14 protein-coding genes and 1 pseudogene are annotated in these 18,349 nt (G+C 61.7%); 7 read left to right on the forward strand and 8 right to left on the reverse strand.

Annotated elements, in window-relative coordinates; translation table 11 throughout:
- The first annotated feature begins 45 nt into the window (after nucleotides 1-45).
- Entirely contained in the window at nucleotides 46-2,292 is a 2,247-nt protein-coding gene (locus Q1A51_RS09355) for a PAS domain-containing sensor histidine kinase (protein WP_299671249.1), read from the forward strand.
- Nucleotides 2,289-3,701 (forward strand): sigma-54 dependent transcriptional regulator, encoded by a 1,413-nt coding sequence (locus tag Q1A51_RS09360; protein ID WP_299596948.1) that lies wholly within the window; start codon nucleotides 2,289-2,291, stop codon nucleotides 3,699-3,701. The genes Q1A51_RS09355 and Q1A51_RS09360 overlap by 4 nt, the downstream gene beginning before the upstream one ends.
- A 92-nt stretch (nucleotides 3,702-3,793) precedes the next feature.
- Here Q1A51_RS09360 and Q1A51_RS09365 read toward each other — a convergent pair whose 3' ends face one another.
- Both Q1A51_RS09365 and Q1A51_RS09370 read right to left on the reverse strand, forming a co-directional pair.
- Entirely contained in the window at nucleotides 3,794-4,807 is a 1,014-nt protein-coding gene (locus Q1A51_RS09365; RefSeq protein WP_299596945.1) for an ester cyclase, read from the reverse strand.
- A gap of 2 nt (nucleotides 4,808-4,809) precedes the next feature.
- Nucleotides 4,810-5,271, reverse strand: a complete 462-nt coding sequence (locus Q1A51_RS09370; RefSeq protein ID WP_299596942.1) for a hypothetical protein — start codon at nucleotides 5,269-5,271, stop codon at nucleotides 4,810-4,812.
- 147 nt (nucleotides 5,272-5,418) lie between these two features.
- On the opposite strand from Q1A51_RS09370, the gene trkA reads away from it, so the two are divergent.
- The 4 genes from trkA (at nucleotide 5,419) to hflX (ending at nucleotide 9,981) form a co-directional block, all read left to right on the forward strand.
- Nucleotides 5,419-6,795 (forward strand): Trk system potassium transporter TrkA, encoded by a 1,377-nt coding sequence (trkA, locus tag Q1A51_RS09375; RefSeq protein WP_299596939.1) that lies wholly within the window; start codon nucleotides 5,419-5,421, stop codon nucleotides 6,793-6,795.
- Complete coding sequence (locus tag Q1A51_RS09380; RefSeq protein WP_299596936.1) at nucleotides 6,795-8,342, forward strand: potassium transporter TrkG; 1,548 nt, start codon at nucleotides 6,795-6,797, stop codon at nucleotides 8,340-8,342. The genes trkA and Q1A51_RS09380 overlap by 1 nt, the downstream gene beginning before the upstream one ends.
- 128 nt (nucleotides 8,343-8,470) lie before the next feature.
- Entirely contained in the window at nucleotides 8,471-8,710 is a 240-nt protein-coding gene (gene hfq, locus Q1A51_RS09385; RefSeq protein ID WP_007119530.1) for an RNA chaperone Hfq, read from the forward strand.
- Nucleotides 8,710-9,981: a GTPase HflX gene (hflX, locus tag Q1A51_RS09390; RefSeq protein WP_299596933.1), complete on the forward strand. Its 1,272-nt coding sequence runs from the start codon at nucleotides 8,710-8,712 to the stop codon at nucleotides 9,979-9,981. Before hfq ends, hflX begins: the two co-directional genes overlap by 1 nt.
- A 367-nt stretch (nucleotides 9,982-10,348) precedes the next feature.
- Here the strand turns inward: hflX and Q1A51_RS09395 are convergent, their stop codons facing one another.
- The 3 genes from Q1A51_RS09395 to Q1A51_RS09405 all read right to left on the reverse strand — a co-directional run bounded on the left by Q1A51_RS09395 (nucleotide 10,349) and on the right by Q1A51_RS09405 (nucleotide 14,846).
- The gene (locus Q1A51_RS09395; protein ID WP_299596930.1) at nucleotides 10,349-11,767 is read right to left on the reverse strand and encodes a pentapeptide repeat-containing protein; all 1,419 of its coding nucleotides are present in this window, start codon (nucleotides 11,765-11,767) and stop codon (nucleotides 10,349-10,351) included.
- Between the two features lie 71 nt (nucleotides 11,768-11,838).
- Nucleotides 11,839-12,384, reverse strand: a complete 546-nt coding sequence (locus Q1A51_RS09400) for an rRNA large subunit pseudouridine synthase E (RefSeq protein ID WP_299596927.1) — start codon at nucleotides 12,382-12,384, stop codon at nucleotides 11,839-11,841.
- Nucleotides 12,381-14,846, reverse strand: coding sequence for a penicillin acylase family protein (locus Q1A51_RS09405; RefSeq protein WP_299596924.1), 2,466 nt, complete (start codon nucleotides 14,844-14,846; stop codon nucleotides 12,381-12,383). The genes Q1A51_RS09400 and Q1A51_RS09405 overlap by 4 nt, the downstream gene beginning before the upstream one ends.
- Nucleotides 14,847-14,935: 89 nt before the next feature.
- Here Q1A51_RS09405 and Q1A51_RS09410 point away from each other — a divergent pair.
- Nucleotides 14,936-15,829: pseudogene (locus Q1A51_RS09410) on the forward strand (NAD(P)-dependent oxidoreductase); the annotation flags it as partial.
- Between the two features lie 126 nt (nucleotides 15,830-15,955).
- On the opposite strand, the gene Q1A51_RS09415 reads toward Q1A51_RS09410, so the two are convergent.
- The 3 genes from Q1A51_RS09415 to hemB all read right to left on the reverse strand — a co-directional run bounded on the left by Q1A51_RS09415 (nucleotide 15,956) and on the right by hemB (nucleotide 18,336).
- On the reverse strand, nucleotides 15,956-16,522 hold the full coding sequence (locus Q1A51_RS09415) for a YSC84-related protein (protein ID WP_299198927.1): 567 nt from the start codon (nucleotides 16,520-16,522) through the stop codon (nucleotides 15,956-15,958).
- A gap of 182 nt (nucleotides 16,523-16,704) precedes the next feature.
- Nucleotides 16,705-17,331 (reverse strand): LysE family translocator, encoded by a 627-nt coding sequence (locus Q1A51_RS09420; protein WP_299596921.1) that lies wholly within the window; start codon nucleotides 17,329-17,331, stop codon nucleotides 16,705-16,707.
- Nucleotides 17,332-17,334: 3 nt separating this feature from the next.
- Complete coding sequence (gene hemB, locus Q1A51_RS09425; protein WP_299596881.1) at nucleotides 17,335-18,336, reverse strand: porphobilinogen synthase; 1,002 nt, start codon at nucleotides 18,334-18,336, stop codon at nucleotides 17,335-17,337.
- Between the last annotated feature and the right edge of the window lie 13 nt (nucleotides 18,337-18,349).

Below are 18,349 nucleotides of genomic sequence, written 5' to 3' on the forward strand. Positions count from 1 at the left end.
TGGCGGTACGGCACCGAAGGTGCCACATCATCGAGGTCGGGCCACGTGGCATCCGGAACACGCACCAGCTGGTGGTTGACGCTCGGCCGTCTGCGGCGACGCAGACGGGTGCGCAACGCGGCGACCTTGGGTCTTGTGCTTCTCGGCCCCGTCCTTGCTCTTGCGACAGTTCTTGTCCTTGGACCGCTGGATCAGGGTCAGGGTGCAAATGCCCTGTCTTTGCGGCTCGTTCTGCTTGCTGACCTCGTTTATGTCCTCCTTCTGGGCGCTTTGGTCCTGTCGCAAATCGCGCGTCTCATTGCGGCGCGGCGTGCAAAATCGGCGGGCTCGCGACTACACCTCCGGCTTGCCGGTGTTTTTGCGGTGCTGGCCCTTATCCCAACCGTAACGGTGGCCGTGTTCGCAGGGCTGACGGTAAACATCGGGCTTGAAGGGTGGTTCTCTGATCGCGTCAGCCGCGTGGTCGGAGCATCGCTTGCCGCGGCCGAAGCATACGAATCGGAACAGCGGACCGACCTGATCACAGATGCGCGGGCGCTTGGACGCTACATCGATACGGTGCGCGGGGCGCAGGTGGTCGGTGACCGCGAAGTGCTAAGCGAAGGGCAGGTGCAGGTGCAACGCGGTCTGCGCGAGGCGTTCCTGGTTGATGGCACGGGCGAACTACGTGCCCGAGGCGACCGCTCTTACCTCTTCAATTTTGAACGACCCTCCACGGATCAAATCTCGCAATCACTCGATACGGGCGGGTTGGTGATTCAGGATTGGACGAACAACGAATTTCGCGCACTTGTTCCCTTGGCCAGTTACGTGGATCGCTTCCTCTATGTCAGCCGCGAGGTCGACGGCGAAATCCTGTCCCTGCTGGATGAGACAAAGGAAACGGTGCGGCTGTATCAGCAGCTTGAAAGTGAACGGGGCACGGTGCTGTTCCAATTTGGCCTTTTGTATCTGGGCTTTGCGGTCATCTTGATTCTGGCAGCGATCTGGCTGGGACTATGGTTCGCTGAACGTCTCTCCGGCCCGGTTGGGCGCCTGACAGGTGCGGCGCAACGGGTTGGGGCCGGCGACCTCGACGTGCAGGTGCGCGAGGAAGAAGGCGACGACGAAATCGCGATGCTGGGCCGCTATTTCAACCAGATGACCCGGCAGCTAAAAGGGCAACGCCACACTTTGCTGGCCAACACCGAACAGATCGAACGGCGGCGGCGCTTGTTCGATTCCGTGCTCAGCTCTGTGACGTCCGGGGTGGTAGGTGTGGATGCCAGCGGACGGGTGACTTTTGTAAACCGCTCCGGTGCTCAGCTTCTGAACTGGCAAGAAGGGCGCGAGGCTGTGCCACTTGCCGTCGCAGTCCCTGAATTCGCGGCGCTTTTTGCGCTGCTCAAGGCCGGTCCACAAGAGGTGGCAACAGGTGAGGTCAAGGTGACGCGCAGCGGTCATCTCGAAAACCTGCTGGTCCGAATGGCGACACGTCGCAGTATCGAGGGGCAGCTCGAAGGCTACGTGGTTGCCTTTGACGACGTGACTGACCTGGTGTCGGCGCAACGCATGGCGGCGTGGGGCGATGTTGCCCGCCGTATCGCGCACGAGATCAAGAACCCGCTAACCCCCATTCAGCTCAGCGCCGAGCGGATCAAACGCAAGTTCAGCCCCAGGGTGGGCGAGGACAGCGACAGTCTCGAACAGATGACCGATGTGATCGTACGTCAAACGGGCGATCTGCGGCGCATCGTCGACGAGTTTTCAAAATTCGCCCGCATGCCTGAACCGGATCGCAAAAGCCATGACCTGACCAAACTGGTACAGGATGCCGTGGTTCTGCAGCAATCCGGTCAACCAGGGGTAAATATCGTGGCCGATCTGCCCGATATGGCCATCTACGCCGAAGTGGATGCGACCATGATTTCGCAAGCCCTTACAAACCTTGTGAAGAACGGCGGGGAAGCTATTGAAAGCTTAGGGAAAAATGGTTTTCCGAATGGGCATTCACCTCGTATCGAAGTTGCCATGCAGACCGGTCCAACCGGTGCTGTGATCGCAATTTCGGACAATGGTATCGGTCTGCCTGAAGATCGGGCGAGCTTGTTTGAACCTTACGTGACCACCCGGGACGAAGGCACCGGCCTTGGCCTGCCAATCGTCAAAAAGATCATCGAAGAACACGGGGGCACCCTGACCCTCGAAGATGCGGCCCCGTTCGAGGGCCAAACCCATTCCGGAGCCATGGCTGTGATCACGCTGCCCGTCATGGCATCCGCACCAGCAGTTGAGGAAGAGGAAGCAGTATGAGTGACATTCTGATCGTGGACGACGAACGGGATATCCGGGAGTTGATCTCGGATATCCTCAAGGACGAAGGGTTTACGACCCGGCTTGCAGGCAACTCCGATGACGCCATGGCCGAGATTGAGGCGGAGGAGCCTGCGCTGATGATCCTGGACATCTGGCTCAAGGACAGCCGGATGGACGGGATCGACATTCTCAAGGCGGTCAAGCGGGACAACCCTGGTGTTCCCGTGGTCATCATTTCGGGCCATGGCAATATCGAGATCGCGGTGGCCGCGATCAAGCAGGGTGCCTACGACTTTATCGAAAAGCCGTTTAATATAGACCAGTTGCTGGTTGTCATTCGCCGTGCCATGGAAACCTCGCGTTTGCGTCGCGAGAACCAGAGCCTGCGTCGCCCCGAGGTGGCCCAGGCCAAGATGATCGGTGCGTCGGCCAGTTTCCGTGCGCTGATCTCACAACTCGACAAGGTCACGAAGTCCAATGGTCGCGTGATGCTGACGGGTCCTGCCGGGTCGGGCAAGGAAGTGGCCGCGCGTTACATCCACGCCAATTCGAACCGATCCGACGCGCCATTTGTCACCGTGAATTGCGCGGGCGTCGCGCCTGAAACCATGGAAGAGGTTCTGTTTGGCAAAGAGGGCGGCGAGCGTGGCGTTGAGCCTGGCCTGCTGGAGCAGGCGCATGGGGGCGTGATCTATTTCGATGAGGTGGCGGACATGCCCATCGGCACACAATCCAAGATCCTGCGCGTGCTTGTGGACCAGCAATTCCTGCGGGTGGGTGGCAATGACAAGGTGCGTGTGGATCTGCGCGTCATCTCGTCCACCAACCGCGATCTGGAAGAGGCCATTGCGGCCGAGACCTTCCGACAGGAGCTGTATCACCGTCTGAACGTGGTGCCGATTGCGGTGCCAAGCCTCGAAGAACGGCGCGAGGATATTCCGGTTCTGGCCGAGCACTTCATCGACGAATGCAACACCGCGCAGGGGTTGCCCAAGCGAGACCTGACCGAGGACGCCGCCGCGTTGATGCAGACGATGATTTGGCCTGGCAACGTGCGGCAGCTCAAGAACATGGTTGAGCGGGTCTTGATCCTTGGCGACGGAACCGGACCCATTGATGCCAAGGAACTGCCTGGTTCGGAGGAACCCACGGGCGAAGAGGGTCGTGTGGTTCTGTCTGGCGCCTTGGCAACCCTGCCGCTGCGCGAGGCGCGGGAAGCGTTTGAACGGGAGTATCTGCTGACGCAGATCAATCGCTTTGGCGGGAATATCAGCCGGACGGCGAACTTCGTTGGCATGGAACGGTCTGCCTTGCATCGCAAGTTGAAGTCGTTGGGGGTTGTGACCTCGTCCAAGGCTGGCGCGCGCGTGGCGCATCTGGATGAGGAAGAGGCGCAGGCAAGCTAAGCGCAACCGAAGTTCAAAATCTGTCCCCGCGGGGACAGATTTGTAAAATCATTTGAAATCAGGTGGTTGAGAATCGCAAAGGTTAAATCGCGTTAACCTTTGCGCACATCCAGCTGCGCCAGCACATCCAGCCCTTGCATGTTCAGGAAGTGCAGGATGTCGATGAACACCCAGTTCTCTGCCAGCTTGTCCCCATCACGACGGTAGAAATCGACAACCCGCATGTCCGCCTTTCTGCCCGAGGGCGGCAAGCCCAGATATGGGCCTGTGCATTCCATCGTGAGGTTGGGCCAGCCAAAGAAACCACCGTAGTTCCCTTCGGCCATGCGGCAGATGTGGCCATTAAAGGTGCGATCCCCGAGCTGCGTGCGGAACGGGCGCTGATGTTGTTCGATATAGCGGTCAATCGTGTAGGTCGCGCCGATGCCCGTTGGTCCCCACCAGATCATGTCATCGTGCCAATCCTGCGCCAGTTCTACTTGCGGGGAAGGCGGTGTTTCCGACGCATTGGCCTGTGTGATCGCGTCCATCATTGCGTGGATACGGTCGAGCGTCGCCTGACCGACAGCCGGGTCCTGATCGTCGAACAGCAGGCCGTCATGTGTCATGGGGCCAGGCTGAACCAATTGCGCGCCAGTCATGCCGGGCAGGGGGTACTGACCCGCCTGCGCCATCAGATGCAACAGATCGACAAACAAAGCCTGTTCGACAATCCGATCATTTTCGACCCGCGAAAATTCGGCATAGCGGACCATGGCGATCTTGCGCGTGGGCTGAATGCCAAGGAAGGGCGCATCGAACAGGCCCATGAGATGGCCCATGGATGCGACCCATGTGCCGCCGCCTTCATCCAGATGGTTGTGCCCGGCAAAGAAGATGTCCTGACGCCGCTGCACACGTGACATGGCTGTCAGAAATGGGGACCAGAACGTGTCGGCGACCGCTTGGGGACCGTGCTGTTCATGGAATGGGTGCATACCGCGCCAAAGCATGTCGGGCAGGAAATGCTGCGATAGTGCGGTCGCGCAGCATCCGGGTTCGGCGCGCCCGAGGGCGGCGTGATGGGCCAGCACGACGGCTTTGGCCCGGGCGAGATCTGTGGTCATGATTATCCTTGGGTAACGATGCGGAACCGGCCATCGCCGGTCCGAATGGCGCAACTGCGGGCATTGAGCCGAGGCAGGATGGTTGATGGACCGGGAGGGGCGGCACTTGCAACCCCTTCGGTACATGCAGGTATTTCGACGGGCCGGTAGCCAAGATCACCCATACACTGGCCCTTGACCCGTGCACGCAGATTGGCGTTGACGTCAACGGTGTAGACATCACCGGGTATCCAGTAGCCGCGGCTGTAGCAATGCCCGTCCTTGTTGCAGACCCGGCGCGGAACGTAGATCGGTGCCCCCTGACGGACTTGGTTTGCAACAGGTGCATCGCGCACGGCACGCACGTCGCAATTGGTGTTGTCCCGTTCGAACTGGGCAAAACTGACGCCTTCCGCATAGTAAGTCGACAGCGGCAGGCAGCCGGACAGAACCAGAGGTGCGAGAAGGGTGACGATGGCGCGCATGGTCCAATCTTGCCCAAGCTTGCCAGATTTGACAATTCACGAATGACCCTTCGGCAGGTTTTGCGCAAACGTTGACCCCCTGCGCCCTCTCTGTCATGCAAAGAGGCTGAATGTGCCGCGATGCGGCACGTCAAAACGGGGACATGGATGAAGGTCATCATCTGCGGGGCTGGCCAGGTGGGGTGGCAGATTGCACGCCATCTTTCGGGCGAGCGCAACGATGTCACGGTGGTCGACAATGACCCCGATCTGGTGCGTCGTGCCACGGACACGCTGGATGTGCAGGGCGTGGCGGGCTTTGCCAGCTATCCGGACGTTCTGGAACGTGCCGGCGCCCGGGATGCCGACATGGTCATTGCTGCGACTTATTCAGATGAAGTGAACATGGTCACCTGCCAGGTGGCGCATTCCGTTTTTGGGGTAAACCGCAAGATCGCACGTCTGCGCAGCCAGTCCTATCTGACCGCCATCTATTCCGACCTGTATCGCCGGGATCACATGCCCATCGACGTGGTGATTTCGCCGGAGCGCGAGGTGGCCGCTGCGGCCTTGCAACGTCTGAGCGCGCCCGCCGCATTCGACACCGAGCTTTTCATTGATGGGCAGGCCCAGCTTCTGGGCATTGCATTGGATGCAGATTGTCCGGTTTTGAATACACCTTTGCGCCAGCTGACCGACCTGTTTTCGACCTTGCGCGTTGTCGTTGTCGGCGTGCGGCGGGACGGGGTGCTGTTTGCCCCTGAAGCCTCGGACCAGTTGTTTGCGGGGGACGAAGCCTATGTCTTTGCCCATGTGGATGACGTGCCGCGCACCATGGAAGTGTTTGGCAAGACCATGCGCAAGCAAGAGCGTGTGGTTCTTGTAGGTGGGGGTAATGTTGGCTTGACTGTTGCCCGCGCGCTTGAACAGCGGGCGAGCCGCGTGCGCGCCAAGGTGATTGAGCGCAACCGGCGTTGCGCGGAACTGGCCGCCGAGGCGCTGGAGCGCACAATCGTACTGAATGGGGACGGTCTGGACGTGACCCTGTTGGCCGAAGCGGGCGTGTCGCGGGCCGATGCCATGCTGGCCGTGACCGACGACGACAAGACCAACATGCTGGCCGCCGTGCGTGCCAAGGCCGAGGGCTGTCCCTATGCCATTGCCCTGATCAACGACCCGACGCTGGTGCCGATGATGGGGCCGCTGGGCATTGACGCGTATATCAATCCGCGCGCCACAACCGTGTCGTCCATCCTGCGTCACATCCGGCATGGGCGCGTGCGCTCTGTCTATTCCATCGGGGATGCCGATGCCGAAGTGATCGAGGCCGAGGTGTTGTCGACTTCACCTCTTGCCGGTCAGAAGATCAACGAGATTGACTTCCCCGAGGGGGTTCTGGTCGGTGCCGTACGCAAGGGCGATGACGTGATCCGACCCGTGGGCAGCACCCGCATCGACGAGGGCGACGTGATTGCCATCTTTGCGCTGGCCACTGACGTGCCAGAGGTGGAGCGCCTGATGCAGGTGTCCATCGACTTTTTTTGATGCCGGGACGCGTTCAACCGCGGCAGCCGTTCTGGGCCTCCGTTCTGCGGTTGCCGCTATTTCTGCTGCTGATTGGCGTGTTTTCGGCGGCCATGCTGGTGCCCGCAGTCTACGGCGGTATCGTGCGCGATCTGGTGGCGGCGCGGGCCTTTCTGTATGCTGGTCTCCTGGGGCTGGTGACCTTTGCACTGATCGGTCTGGCTCATGCGGGCCGCGATCCGCGCCATGGCACCCTAGGTCCGCTGTTGTCGCTGATGAGCGCTTTTACCATTTTGCCGGTCATCCTTGCCGTGCCCTTCTACGAGGGGCTGCGCACCACCACGTTTCTGAATGCCTATGTCGAGATGGTGAGCGCGATCACAACGACCGGTGCGACCATGTTCGACAATCCGGACCGGTTGAATGGCACCTTGCATCTTTGGCGGTCGATTGTCGGCTGGTTGGGTGGGTTGATGATGTGGGTGGCGGCATCTGCCATTCTCGCCCCGCTGAACCTTGGGGGGTTCGAGGTGACGGCGCGGGCCGAACCCGGTCGTAGCGCCAGCCGTGATATCGGTATGACGGCCCCCGAAGTGCGTGAGCGTTTGGCCAAGGTGTCTGCTGTCCTGATCCCGATCTATGCCGGGTTGACCATGTTGCTTTGGGTGCTTCTGGCGGCGGGCGGAGATACCGGCCTCGTGGCCTTGTGTCATGCGATGGCGATCCTGGCGACGTCCGGCATTTCGCCGGTTGGCGGGTTGGGTGGGGGAGGCTCGGGCATGGCGGGAGAGGCGGTGATGCTGCTGTTCATGCTGTTTGCCCTGTCGCGCCTGACCTTTTCAACGGACACGACCACGGCAGAGTCCGGCGGGCTGGTGCAGGACCCGGAGTTTCGCATCGGTATTGCTGTTGTCATCGCGGTGCCTGTTTTCCTGTTTCTGCGCCATTTCCTTGGCGCCTTTGACGTCGCTGCCGAGAGTGACTTGGCCGATGCGGCGCGGGCGCTTTGGGGCAGTGCATTCACTGTTCTGTCTTTCTTGACAACGACCGGCTTTGCCTCGGCCAATTGGGTGGACGCGCAGGCGTGGTCTGGGCTGGAAACCCCGGGTTTGTTGCTGATGGGGCTGGCCCTGATTGGTGGGGGCGTCGCCACCACCGCCGGAGGCGTCAAGCTGCTGCGTGTTTTTGCACTTTATCGCAACGGTGTGCGCGAGATGGAGCGGCTGGTGCATCCGTCGTCTGTCAGCAGCGCGGGGCCGCGCGCGCGACGGCTGCAAAAGGATGGGGCGTTCATTGCGTGGATCTTCTTCATGCTCTTTGCGCTCACCCTGGCGTTGATCACCATCTTGCTGACCCTGACGGGCGTTGCTTTTGACACCGCCCTTGTCCTTGCGGTGTCGGGGCTGTCGACCACGGGACCACTTTTGGGGGTGGCTACGGACGCACCGATCGCATTGATCGAGTTGAACAATGCAGCCAAGGCGATCTTTACCGCCGCCATGGTGTTGGGACGCTTGGAGACGCTTGCGATCATCGCCCTTTTCACACCCGATTTGTGGCGCGGGTAGGCGGGCCTTTGCGGTAGGTCCGTAACGGACTGTTTTTTGGGCTGGAATCTTCCCAAGCCCCAATACATACTCCGTCCGGAGGGACGGTCTGATCCGCAGGCCTAGCAAGAAAAAAAGGGTTAACCGACATGGCTTCGGACCGACAGAATTTACAAGATGCATTTCTGAATCACGTGCGCAAGACGAAGGTGCCCGTGACCATCTTCCTGATCAATGGTGTGAAATTGCAGGGGGTTATCACGTGGTTCGACAACTTCTGCGTCCTGTTGCGCCGGGATGGACAAAGCCAGCTTGTCTATAAACACGCCATCTCGACCATCATGCCAAGCCAGCCGATCAGCCTCTATGAGGGCGAAGACGCTTCTTGATGGGTGAGTTGCCGGAGTTTACCCGCGCCTGGGTGCTCCACCCCGATATCAAATCCGATCCTAACCGGCGCGAAGCGAAATTCGCGCTGGCCGAAGCCATTTCTTTGGCCCATGCGCTGCCCGAGCTTGAGGTGGTGGGCAGCGAGATTGTGCCGCTGCCGCGCGTCCGCGCTGGCCTGCTGTTCGGGTCCGGCAAGATCGAGGAACTCGCCGAGCGCATCAAAGAGGCCGACGTTGAGCTTGTGTTGATCGACGGGCCGGTTACGCCCGTGCAGCAGCGCAATCTTGAAAAGGCGTGGAAGGTCAAGCTGCTCGACCGGACCAGCCTTATCCTGGAGATTTTCAGTGACCGCGCCGCCACCCGTGAGGGTGTGTTGCAAGTGGAGATGGCGGCGCTGAGCTATCAACGCACGCGCCTTGTCCGCGCCTGGACCCACCTGGAGCGCCAAAGGGGTGGGCTTGGGTTTGTTGGTGGTCCCGGTGAGACGCAAATCGAGGCCGACCGACGGGCCATTGATACACAACTTGTTCGCTTGCGGCGGCAACTGGACAAGGTGGTCAAAACGCGGACCCTACACCGGGCAGCGCGGGCCAAGGTGCCATATCCGATCGTAGCGTTGGTTGGTTATACGAACGCTGGCAAGTCGACCCTGTTCAATCGATTGACAGGCGCAGATGTGATGGCCAAGGACATGCTCTTTGCCACGTTGGACCCGACCATGCGGCGTGTCGAGCTGGAGGATGGCCCCGAGGTGATCCTGTCGGACACTGTGGGCTTTATCTCGGACCTTCCCACTGAACTGGTGGCGTCATTCCGCGCCACGTTGGAAGAGGTTCTGGCGGCCGATATCATCCTGCATGTGCGCGACATCTCGCATCCGGAAACTGAGGCACAGGCCGAGGACGTGCGCACCATCCTTGCCGATCTGGGTGTCGGTGAAGGGCGTGAGATGGTCGAGGTCTGGAACAAGATTGATCTGTTGCCCGATGACGAGGCCGATGCAGTGCGTGCGCGTGCGGATCGTGACGCGGACGTGTTTGCCATGTCGGCGATCACGGGTGAGGGGATCGATGCGCTGCTGGCGGATGTGGCTGACACGTTGCAGGGCGCCGTCACCGAAGAGACGCTGGTGTTGCCCTATGCCGAGGGACGCAAGCGGGCGTGGTTGTTTGAGCAGGACGTGGTGTTGGCCGAGCGACAGGGCGAGGACGGTTTCGAGTTCGACGTGCGCTGGACGGCGATCCAGAAGGCGCGGTTCGAGGGGCTTTGACCGCCCCGGCGTACGCTGTGTTAACCTGGGCAGTCCGAGGTGAATTGCGTGGTCACACGGCGCAGCAACCATACCAAACTGCATATTTTGCATAAGAAACTGCGATGTTTCGGAGGCCCGAAAACCGTCCCAAACCGGGCGAATTCTGGAGTCTGCGCGTTTTGCGCCCCAAACTGCGTATTTTGCCTGCGACGGTCGCAAATGGTTAACAGAGAGGGTTAACATACTGCTTTCAAACAAGAATTTTCAATGTGATCGGCCAGGCAAGGAATGCGGTCGTGGGCCGTCGAACAGACGCCGTGGTGTCGCGCTGACCCTCACTGTTTTGCGCCGCCGCTGCCACATCCGAAGGCGCTGTGCGGCGGCATCAGCCATTGGGCGCCACGCAGGGGCTGGGCTTGCCGCGACGATCAAGCGCCATCGGGGTGACCGAGGCCACATCCCCCGGGTACACGCACAGCGAAATCCGGGAGATGTCAGCCATTCCGGTCGGCGGGTCGTCGGCCCATGCCCATGCCCCGGTCAGGTTCGTGCCCGATGCATCAACATCGGTGAGATCCGCGCCAGTCAACTGCGTGTCGATGAGATCCGCCTGAAACAGATCCGCACCTTGCAGGTTTGCATCCGTCAGGTCGGTGTTGCGCAGGTTCGCCTTGGACAGGTTGACCTCTTTCAAGGAGGCGAGATTGAGCGAAGCATCGGCAAAGTTGGCGCCGGACAGAAAGGTGCGGTCGAGCTGTGCAAAGAACAGCACGGCATCTTCGAAATTGGCCGCGCGCAGATTTGACGAGATGATCTTGACGTTTCCGAGGATGGCGCCGCGGAAGTCTGCGTTGGACAGGTTGGCGGCAGAGAGATCAGCGGCACTCAGATCGGCGCCGTCCAGTTGCGCCCACGAGAAGTCCAGACCTGACAGTGCGACGTTGGCGCTGACAAGCGCCTGAAGCATTTGGCCCCGTTCCGGGCTGACCGTCGGAAAGTCGAATTGATCGCGCAGGGGCGCGTCAAAGTCGATATCGGCCCCTTTGGACCGCGCCAGAAGATATGGCGTGTTGCGGACAAGGAAACGTGAAACGCGTTCCCTGAGAGGGTCAGGAAGCCTGAGGGTCCGACGCGCGCCGCGGGGGGCGTTTTCGTTGGCAATGATCCAGCAGGGAGATCGCTGTGATTCAAGGCAATTCGGATGGCTGTTTGCCGGATCGGTCACGTCGCGGATATCTGCCAGCAACTCCGTGAGGTCGCCAGCAAGCGCGGCGCGGCGCGCGCCTTCGATCAGGAGGCTTTGGGTGATGTTGGCGTCTGTCTGCAGGGTGATCCGTTCGTTTTGGATGTCGAATTTCTGGTTCTGTTCGTAGAGCAGGAACAGCGTTGCCGCCCCCACCAACCCGCCGACCACTGTCACGGTTGCGTTGAAGGAAAATTGCACGGCTTCGCGCCGGGCGAGCCACAGTCCGAGATTGACCATGGCGGCGTGACGCCGTTCCTGGGGTGTCGGGTTGTCGATGCCGTCGGGTGTGGTGAAGTGATCGACAAGGCCCGTGACCATTTCCGTTTCTGTCATGTGCTCTTGCGCGTCCAGCGTCTTGCGCACCCAGCGTTGGGCAAGCCGATAGCCTGTCCAGATCGCGATCAGGACAAGGATCAACCCCGCCAGCAGCATTGCGGCGACCATTGGCGCGAGGTCGCGTGTCGCTTGGGCGAGCGCCGCGTTCTGGAACGTGGCGCTGAGACCAAAGCCCAGGGCCAGGCAGAACAGGCACAAAAGGAGCAGAGGCAGGCGTTTCATAATGGCATCATGTGCAATGCGTGAAGCAATGCCGTGAGCCTATGCGCGAACGTCCCCTGCGGGCAAGCGTGTTAGCGCAGGGCGCGCCACTGACCCGGTTGCAGGTCGTCAAGGTGCCAGTCGCCGATTTGCACCCGGATCAGCCGAAGGGTGGGAAAGCCCACATGTGCCGTCATCCGCCGCACCTGGCGGTTGCGCCCTTCGGTGAGTGTCAGCTCAAGCCAGCTGTCGGGCACGGACTTGCGCACCCGGATGGGCGGATCGCGATCCCATATGGTCGGAGCGGGAATGGCGCGGGCTTTGGCGGGTTTTGTGGGGCCGTCCTTGAGCGTGATCCCTTGGCGCAGCAGCGCGAGGGCATCGTTGGTGATCGCTCCTTCGACCTGTGCCCAGTAGGTCTTGGGGGCCTTGTATTTCGGGTGCGCGATCTTGGCTTGCAGCTTGCCATCGCTGGTCAGCACCATCAGCCCTTCGCTGTCCCGGTCCAGTCGTCCCGCCGCATAGACGCCGGGCACGTCGATGTAATTGGAAAGCGTGGGGCGGGGCGAGCCCTCGGTGCCTTTGTCCGTGAATTGCGACAGAACGCCGAAGGGTTTGTTGAACAGGATCGTTGTCATTGCAGCGGTTCAAGTCGGGTGACCCCGACGGCTGCCGCCCGTGCGAGCCCTTCGTCGAGCGACATGGGGATGTATTCACCGCGTCGCCAGAGTTGGGCCAGATCGTCGTAGTGCCGGGACAGGAAGTGGCCGGATTGCCCGGTCGAGATGACGAAGACGGAAGAGTTCGGGTCGGCGAAGTCGTAGACGCCGCGATAGCCCGCGCCATGTACGTTTTGGAACGGGTCCGGCCCGGTCCCCCTGGTCAGACCGCGCAGAAGCGTGTTGTCCCCACCCGATGTCGATTGCCGGATGTTGACGAAGTAGCGCAGGATCGGCACGTCACCCAGCACCTGATGGTCGTGGGTGGCCTGGTGCGCGTCACCCCAGCGCAGGCTTTCCAACTGGCTGCCGTAGGTTTCGTTGATTTCAAGCAGGGCGTCGTCGAGCGCGAGGCGGGCCATGTCGGGGCAGGTTTCCACCGGCGCGGATTGGCGCACGTCGCACCAGACGCCCGCGCCCTCCACGTTGCGGAACACCCGTTCGATGAAGAGCGGTTCGACATGCGTCAGCGTGTCGGCCATTGGCCCCAACTCGTCGCGGATCAGCCTGTCCTGCAGCTTGCGCAGCCAGGCAGCGTAGATCAGTGGTTCGGGCCAGTGTTCGTTCATCTCGCCATTCCATTCGGCGAGCAGGGCAAGCGCGCGTTGGCGCTGGCGTTCGGGCGTGCCGCCTGGGGCGGCTTCGCCCGTGAACCAAAGCTCGGCCCCGATCAGGGGCAGCAGCGAGCGGGCCGTGAAGCTGACGGTGTCGAGCTGTGCTTCGATGAAGCTGTCGCGCGTGTGGACCTCGCGCGCCTGCATCAGGCGACGCCAGCGTTGGACGCGCTGTGTGTCGCCCCAGACAAAGCTGATGTGGTTGGGGAAGGGGCGGTCAACGGTCTTGTTGTTGGTGTTGCCGAGGATGCCGCCCACGGGTGAGACGAAGCCGGGGTTCGAGGTATAGGCCATGCGCCCCTGCCAGCGGTTCTCGGCCAGCCAACCGAGGCTGGGCAGGCGCCCCTGGCTTTGGTGGTTTGCGTCACGCTTGGGCACGGCGCCGATGGTTTTCATCGCGATCGATCCGCGATCGACCAGCGTGATGTTCTGGGCGGGCGCGATGTAGTTTTCGCCTGCGGTGATCGCCTCGGCCACGGTTTGCGATTTCATGATGCCCATGGCGGCGGTCAGGGATGTGTCACGCGGGCTGAGCACCGTCCAGCTGAGCGCCGCCACGTGTCCGGGCGGTGTGACCGTGCGCAGGTTGCGGAAGCTGCCCGGCAGGACCGGGCCATTGTCGGTCCAGCGCAGGGTGAGCGTGACCGGATCCTCGTCCGCGATCTGCAGGATGGAATCGCGGGATTCGAAGTCTTTCCAGCCTGTGGGTGTGCGATACTGCGACGGGTTTTCGGGGTTCAGTTCCTCGATGAACACATCCTGATCATCGACGTAAGCCGTGGTCAGGCCCCAGCCAAGGCGGTCAGACCGTCCCGTGAGCACCGCGGGCACGCCGGGGATTGTACCGCCGATCACACCACCGGAATCCAGTTCCATCCGTGCAAGGTACCAGATCGCGGGGGCAGAAAAGCCAAGATGCGGGTCGTTGGCCAGCAATGTGCCGCCGGACGCGGAACGCGCCGTAGCGGCGGCCCAGGCGTTGGAGGCCCCGGCAAAGCCGCGTGGCCTGAAGGGGGACAGGGGGTGCGGTTCCGCCTCGGCGGCGGCGTAGTCGTTTTCCACGCCGGGCACGAGGGATGCGTATTCGGGCAGGCTGGCGATGCCTTCGCCCGGGACATCGGGCAGAATATCTGCCAGCCGGGCAGGGTCGTCGAGCGCCAGTGACATGCGGGCGCGCAGCACTTCTTCGCTGAGGTGCCCGGAAAGCTGCAAGCCCATGAGCTTGGCCACGGCGATGCTGTCGGCGGGCCGCCAAGGGGCGAGGGGTGTATTGAAGAGGAACATCTCGGGTGCGCCGCGCCCCAACGCCTCGGCATTGATCTGATCCAGCCGCGCATTCACGCCCGATGCGTAGGCTTCGAGCGCGGCGCGTGTTGCCGGATCCTGTGCCTCGACCGACTGGACGGACAGGCGGTAGAGATCGAGGCGGCGGACAAAGCTGTCGATGTCGACCGTTGTGGTGCCAAAAAGCTCGCTCAGCCGACCTTGGGCCGTGCGGCGGAGCATCATCATTTGCCACAGCCGATCCTGCGCATGGGCAAAGCCAAGGCCGTGGAACACATCCGTGTCTGTTTCACCAAAGATATGCGGCACATTGGCGTTGTCGCGCACGATCTCGACCGGGGCTGAGATGACGGGCACGCGCACGCGCGCATCGTAGTTCGGTAGGGAACGTGCGGCGAGGTAGTAGACCATGCCAACGCCCAGAACGACGAGCACGATCACCCCCGCGGTCAGGCGGACCAACCATTGAAACACCACTGCCATGCCGTCTGTGATCCTTGCCTTCGATGCGTTGACGCTTGGGCCACGACTGTTAGGTAGGCAAGGGAAGAAGCGCAAGCCAAAGGGCTGCGCAAAATGGCGAGGGATTACGGATGGCGAAGCTGGCATTTCTGGGCATGGGTGTGATGGGGGCTCCGATGGCGGGACATCTGCAAAAGGCGGGTCACGAGGTGACGGTGTACAATCGTACGGCGTCCCGGGCGCAGGACTGGGTGAATGCCTATGGTGGTGCCATGGCGACCACACCGCGCGCTGCGGCCGAAGGCGCTGATTTCGTGATGGCCTGCGTGGGCAATGACGACGATCTGCGATCGGTGTGTCTTGGGGACGATGGTGCCTTTGCCGGGATGGGCAGCGGCACCGTCTTTGTCGATCACACAACCGTGTCGGCCAAGGTGACGGCGGAATTGTATGCGGCTGCCGACGCGAGGCAGGTCAGTTTTGTTGATGCGCCGATTTCGGGCGGCCAGGCGGGGGCCGAAAACGGCCAGCTTTCGATCATGTGTGGTGGGGATCAGGGCGCCTATGACCGGGTCGAGCCGATCATGCAGGCCTATGCCAAGCTGTGCCGCCGCATTGGGGACAGCGGTGCGGGGCAGATGACCAAGATGTGCAACCAGATTGCCATTGCTGGCGTCGTGCAGGGACTGTCCGAGGCGCTGCATTTTGCCGAAAAGGCAGGGCTGGATGGTCGCGCGGTGGTCGAAGTGATTTCGCAAGGGGCTGCCGGGTCGTGGCAGATGTCGAACCGCTATGAGACGATGCTGGACGATCACTTCGAGCACGGCTTTGCGACCGACTGGATGCGCAAGGATCTTGGGATTTGCCTTGATACGGCGAATGAGAACGGCGCGAGCCTGCCGGTAACGGCGCTGGTCGACCAGTTCTACAAGGATGTTCAAAAGATGGGGGGCGGGCGTTGGGACACGTCGAGCCTGTTCAAGCGGCTGCGCAATATTGGGTGAAACCCTGTCCGCGTAAGCGGCAAACGCTCAGGGGAGCGCGTTTGAGGTTTGAACGGGCGAAGCCCTTGCTTTGTCGATGGGCGGCACTGTTTGCTGCGCAAATGCGCCCGCCCACCGACCCACGATTTAAGGAATGATCCGTGTGTATTTGGTGCCTTCGAGCGTGGCACCGATGCGCAGGCCCGCACGTGCAAAGACAGCGGCGAGGACTGGGGACAGGGCTGTCGTGGTATCCGCGGCCACGCTGTCGCCTTGGTCGGACACCACGTATTCAAGATCCGCACCTGCGGCCCAACCGGGGCTGCGGCGGAAGTCTGTGAGAGCCTCGGGCGTCATGAAGAAGAGTACATGCGCGAATTGCTGTGCCCCGATCTGCAGGCCGCCAGACCCTTTGACCATCGAGTAGTAATCGACTGTCACGTTATCGACGCGCAGTGCGCCCCGTCCGTAGGCGCCACCAAAGCCGAGGCCGGCCTCGGTCACCAGTGGCATCACCAGCATGCCATTGGCTTTTTGCGCCAGGTCCACCGTGTTCGGGTAGCTGCGGTACATTTCCTGCAGCGTGACATCCACGCGGCTGTCAATCAGCGCACTGCCGCGGCTGCCGACACCGTTTCCACATGCCGCCAACACACCTGTGCTGGCCAGCGCCCCTGCGGCGAAGGCACGCCGCGAGATCCCATTCGTATTCATTTTGAACCGCCTGTATAGCTCTTGGTTTTGCGCGGTTTGGCCGCGCTTATGCGCAAATATACGCCGATTGCATGTGCGTGTCACTACGTGGTGATGCGTGCGCGGCTTTCTGCCGTGCTTTTTGGGGCTCTGCCCTCGGCCTTTGGCCTCCCCCGGGATTTTAAAAACGAGGAAGGATGTGTTCAGGTATTGCGCTGTGTGAGCAGGTGCCAGGCTGCGGCGCCAAAGAAGAGGGCGAAGGTGGTTTCGAACAGGCGCCTGAGCTTGAGGTAGGTGCGGGTGGCAACAGCGCTGGAGAACAGAAGCGCGTAGCTGGTCATCAGCGTGAGGGAGATCGCGATGCAAAGGCCGACAAGGGCGGCCACACCGCTGGCATCGGCGCCGGGTTTCAGGCCGATGGCCATGATCGATCCCCAGAACATGATTGCCTTCGGATTTGTCAGGTGGATGAGTGCGCCCTGGACCCAGCAGCGCAGGTAGGAAGCAGTGCCTATGTCCCGCGGTGCCAAGGGGCGGTCATGCAGGGCCGCGCGGGCGGATTTGAGGCCGAGCCAGGCGAGATAGGCGGCGCCAGCATAGCGGACCGTTTCCAAGAGCCACTGGTTTGCCAGCAGGAGCGCGCCAAAGCCAAGCGCTGCTGCGACAGCCCAGATCACTGATCCGCTGGACACGCCCCATGCAAGCGCGAGCCCGACGGCGCGCCCCCGGGCCATGGATGTGCCTGCAATAGCAAGGGTCGCGGGGCCGGGGGTCAGGCCACCGAGCAGCGCAGCGCCGACGATGATCCAGAGATTGAGTTGGTCAAACACATGTCAGCCTTTTACCAAAAGCCGCGCGGCCACTGGTGCGAAATAGGTCAGGATGCCATCGCAGCCCGCCCGTTTGAACGCCATGAGGCTTTCCATCATGACCCGGTCATGATCGACCCAGCCATTGGCGCTGGCCGCTTCGATCATCGCGTATTCGCCCGACACCTGGTAGGCGAAGGTGGGCGCGCCGAAGCTGTCTTTGACCCGGCGGCAGATGTCGAGATAGGGCAGGCCGGGTTTGACCATGACCATGTCGGCCCCTTCGGCCAGGTCCCGTTCGATCAGACGCAGTGCTTCGTCCGAGTTGCCGGGGTCCATCTGGTAGGTTTTCTTGTCGCCCGTCAGCGCGCCCGATGCCCCGACCGCGTCGCGGAACGGACCGTAGAAGGCGGAAGCATATTTGGCGGCGTAACTGAGGATCATCACGTTCTGATGGCCGGCGCCTTCGAGGGCTTGGCGGATGGCGCCGATACGTCCGTCCATCATGTCGGAGGGGCCGATGATGTCGGCGCCGGCCTCGGCCTGGCTGAGCGCCATTTTCACCAGTGCCTCGACCGAGCGGTCGTTCACGATCTCGCCGTTTTCGACAAAGCCGTCATGGCCGTTGATGTTGTAGGTATCAAGCGCCACGTCAGTCATGATTGCGATCTCGGGCACCTCTTGCTTGATCGCCCGGATCGCCCGGTTGGCGTGGTTCTGTGGGTCCCACGCGCCTGCGCAATCCTCGGTCCGTTCTGCGAGCCCAGTATAGGGGAAGATGCAGATGGCGGGGATGCCCAGGTCGGCAGCTTCCCGCGCAGCTTCGACCACCTTGTCGACCGACCGACGGACAACCCCGGGCATGGAGGGAATGGGCTCTTCGATGCCTTCGCCGCTGCGGACGAAGATGGGCCAGATGAAGTCCTCCACCGTCAGCGTATTCTGTCGCACAAGCCCACGGATTGCAGGGCTTTGACGGGTGCGGCGCAGGCGGGTGGCGGGATAGGGTGCTTGGGTGGGGCGCATGGAAAATGTCCGG

Origin of the sequence: uncultured Tateyamaria sp., assembly GCF_947496075.1 — a bacterium.
Lineage (GTDB): Bacteria > Pseudomonadota > Alphaproteobacteria > Rhodobacterales > Rhodobacteraceae > Tateyamaria.

Coding starts and splice junctions, on each gene's coding strand:
- hflX (WP_299596933.1), top strand. CDS start 8,710: ATGGGTGAGTTGCCGGAGTTTACCCGCGCCTGGGTGCTCCACCCCGAT.
- hfq (WP_007119530.1), top strand. CDS start 8,471: ATGGCTTCGGACCGACAGAATTTACAAGATGCATTTCTGAATCACGTG.
- hemB (WP_299596881.1), bottom strand. CDS start 18,336: ATGCGCCCCACCCAAGCACCCTATCCCGCCACCCGCCTGCGCCGCACC.
- Q1A51_RS09365 (WP_299596945.1), bottom strand. CDS start 4,807: ATGACCACAGATCTCGCCCGGGCCAAAGCCGTCGTGCTGGCCCATCAC.
- Q1A51_RS09370 (WP_299596942.1), bottom strand. CDS start 5,271: ATGCGCGCCATCGTCACCCTTCTCGCACCTCTGGTTCTGTCCGGCTGC.
- Q1A51_RS09400 (WP_299596927.1), bottom strand. CDS start 12,384: ATGACAACGATCCTGTTCAACAAACCCTTCGGCGTTCTGTCGCAATTC.
- Q1A51_RS09380 (WP_299596936.1), top strand. CDS start 6,795: ATGCCGGGACGCGTTCAACCGCGGCAGCCGTTCTGGGCCTCCGTTCTG.
- trkA (WP_299596939.1), top strand. CDS start 5,419: ATGAAGGTCATCATCTGCGGGGCTGGCCAGGTGGGGTGGCAGATTGCA.
- Q1A51_RS09360 (WP_299596948.1), top strand. CDS start 2,289: ATGAGTGACATTCTGATCGTGGACGACGAACGGGATATCCGGGAGTTG.
- Q1A51_RS09405 (WP_299596924.1), bottom strand. CDS start 14,846: ATGGCAGTGGTGTTTCAATGGTTGGTCCGCCTGACCGCGGGGGTGATC.
- Q1A51_RS09415 (WP_299198927.1), bottom strand. CDS start 16,522: ATGAATACGAATGGGATCTCGCGGCGTGCCTTCGCCGCAGGGGCGCTG.
- Q1A51_RS09395 (WP_299596930.1), bottom strand. CDS start 11,767: ATGAAACGCCTGCCTCTGCTCCTTTTGTGCCTGTTCTGCCTGGCCCTG.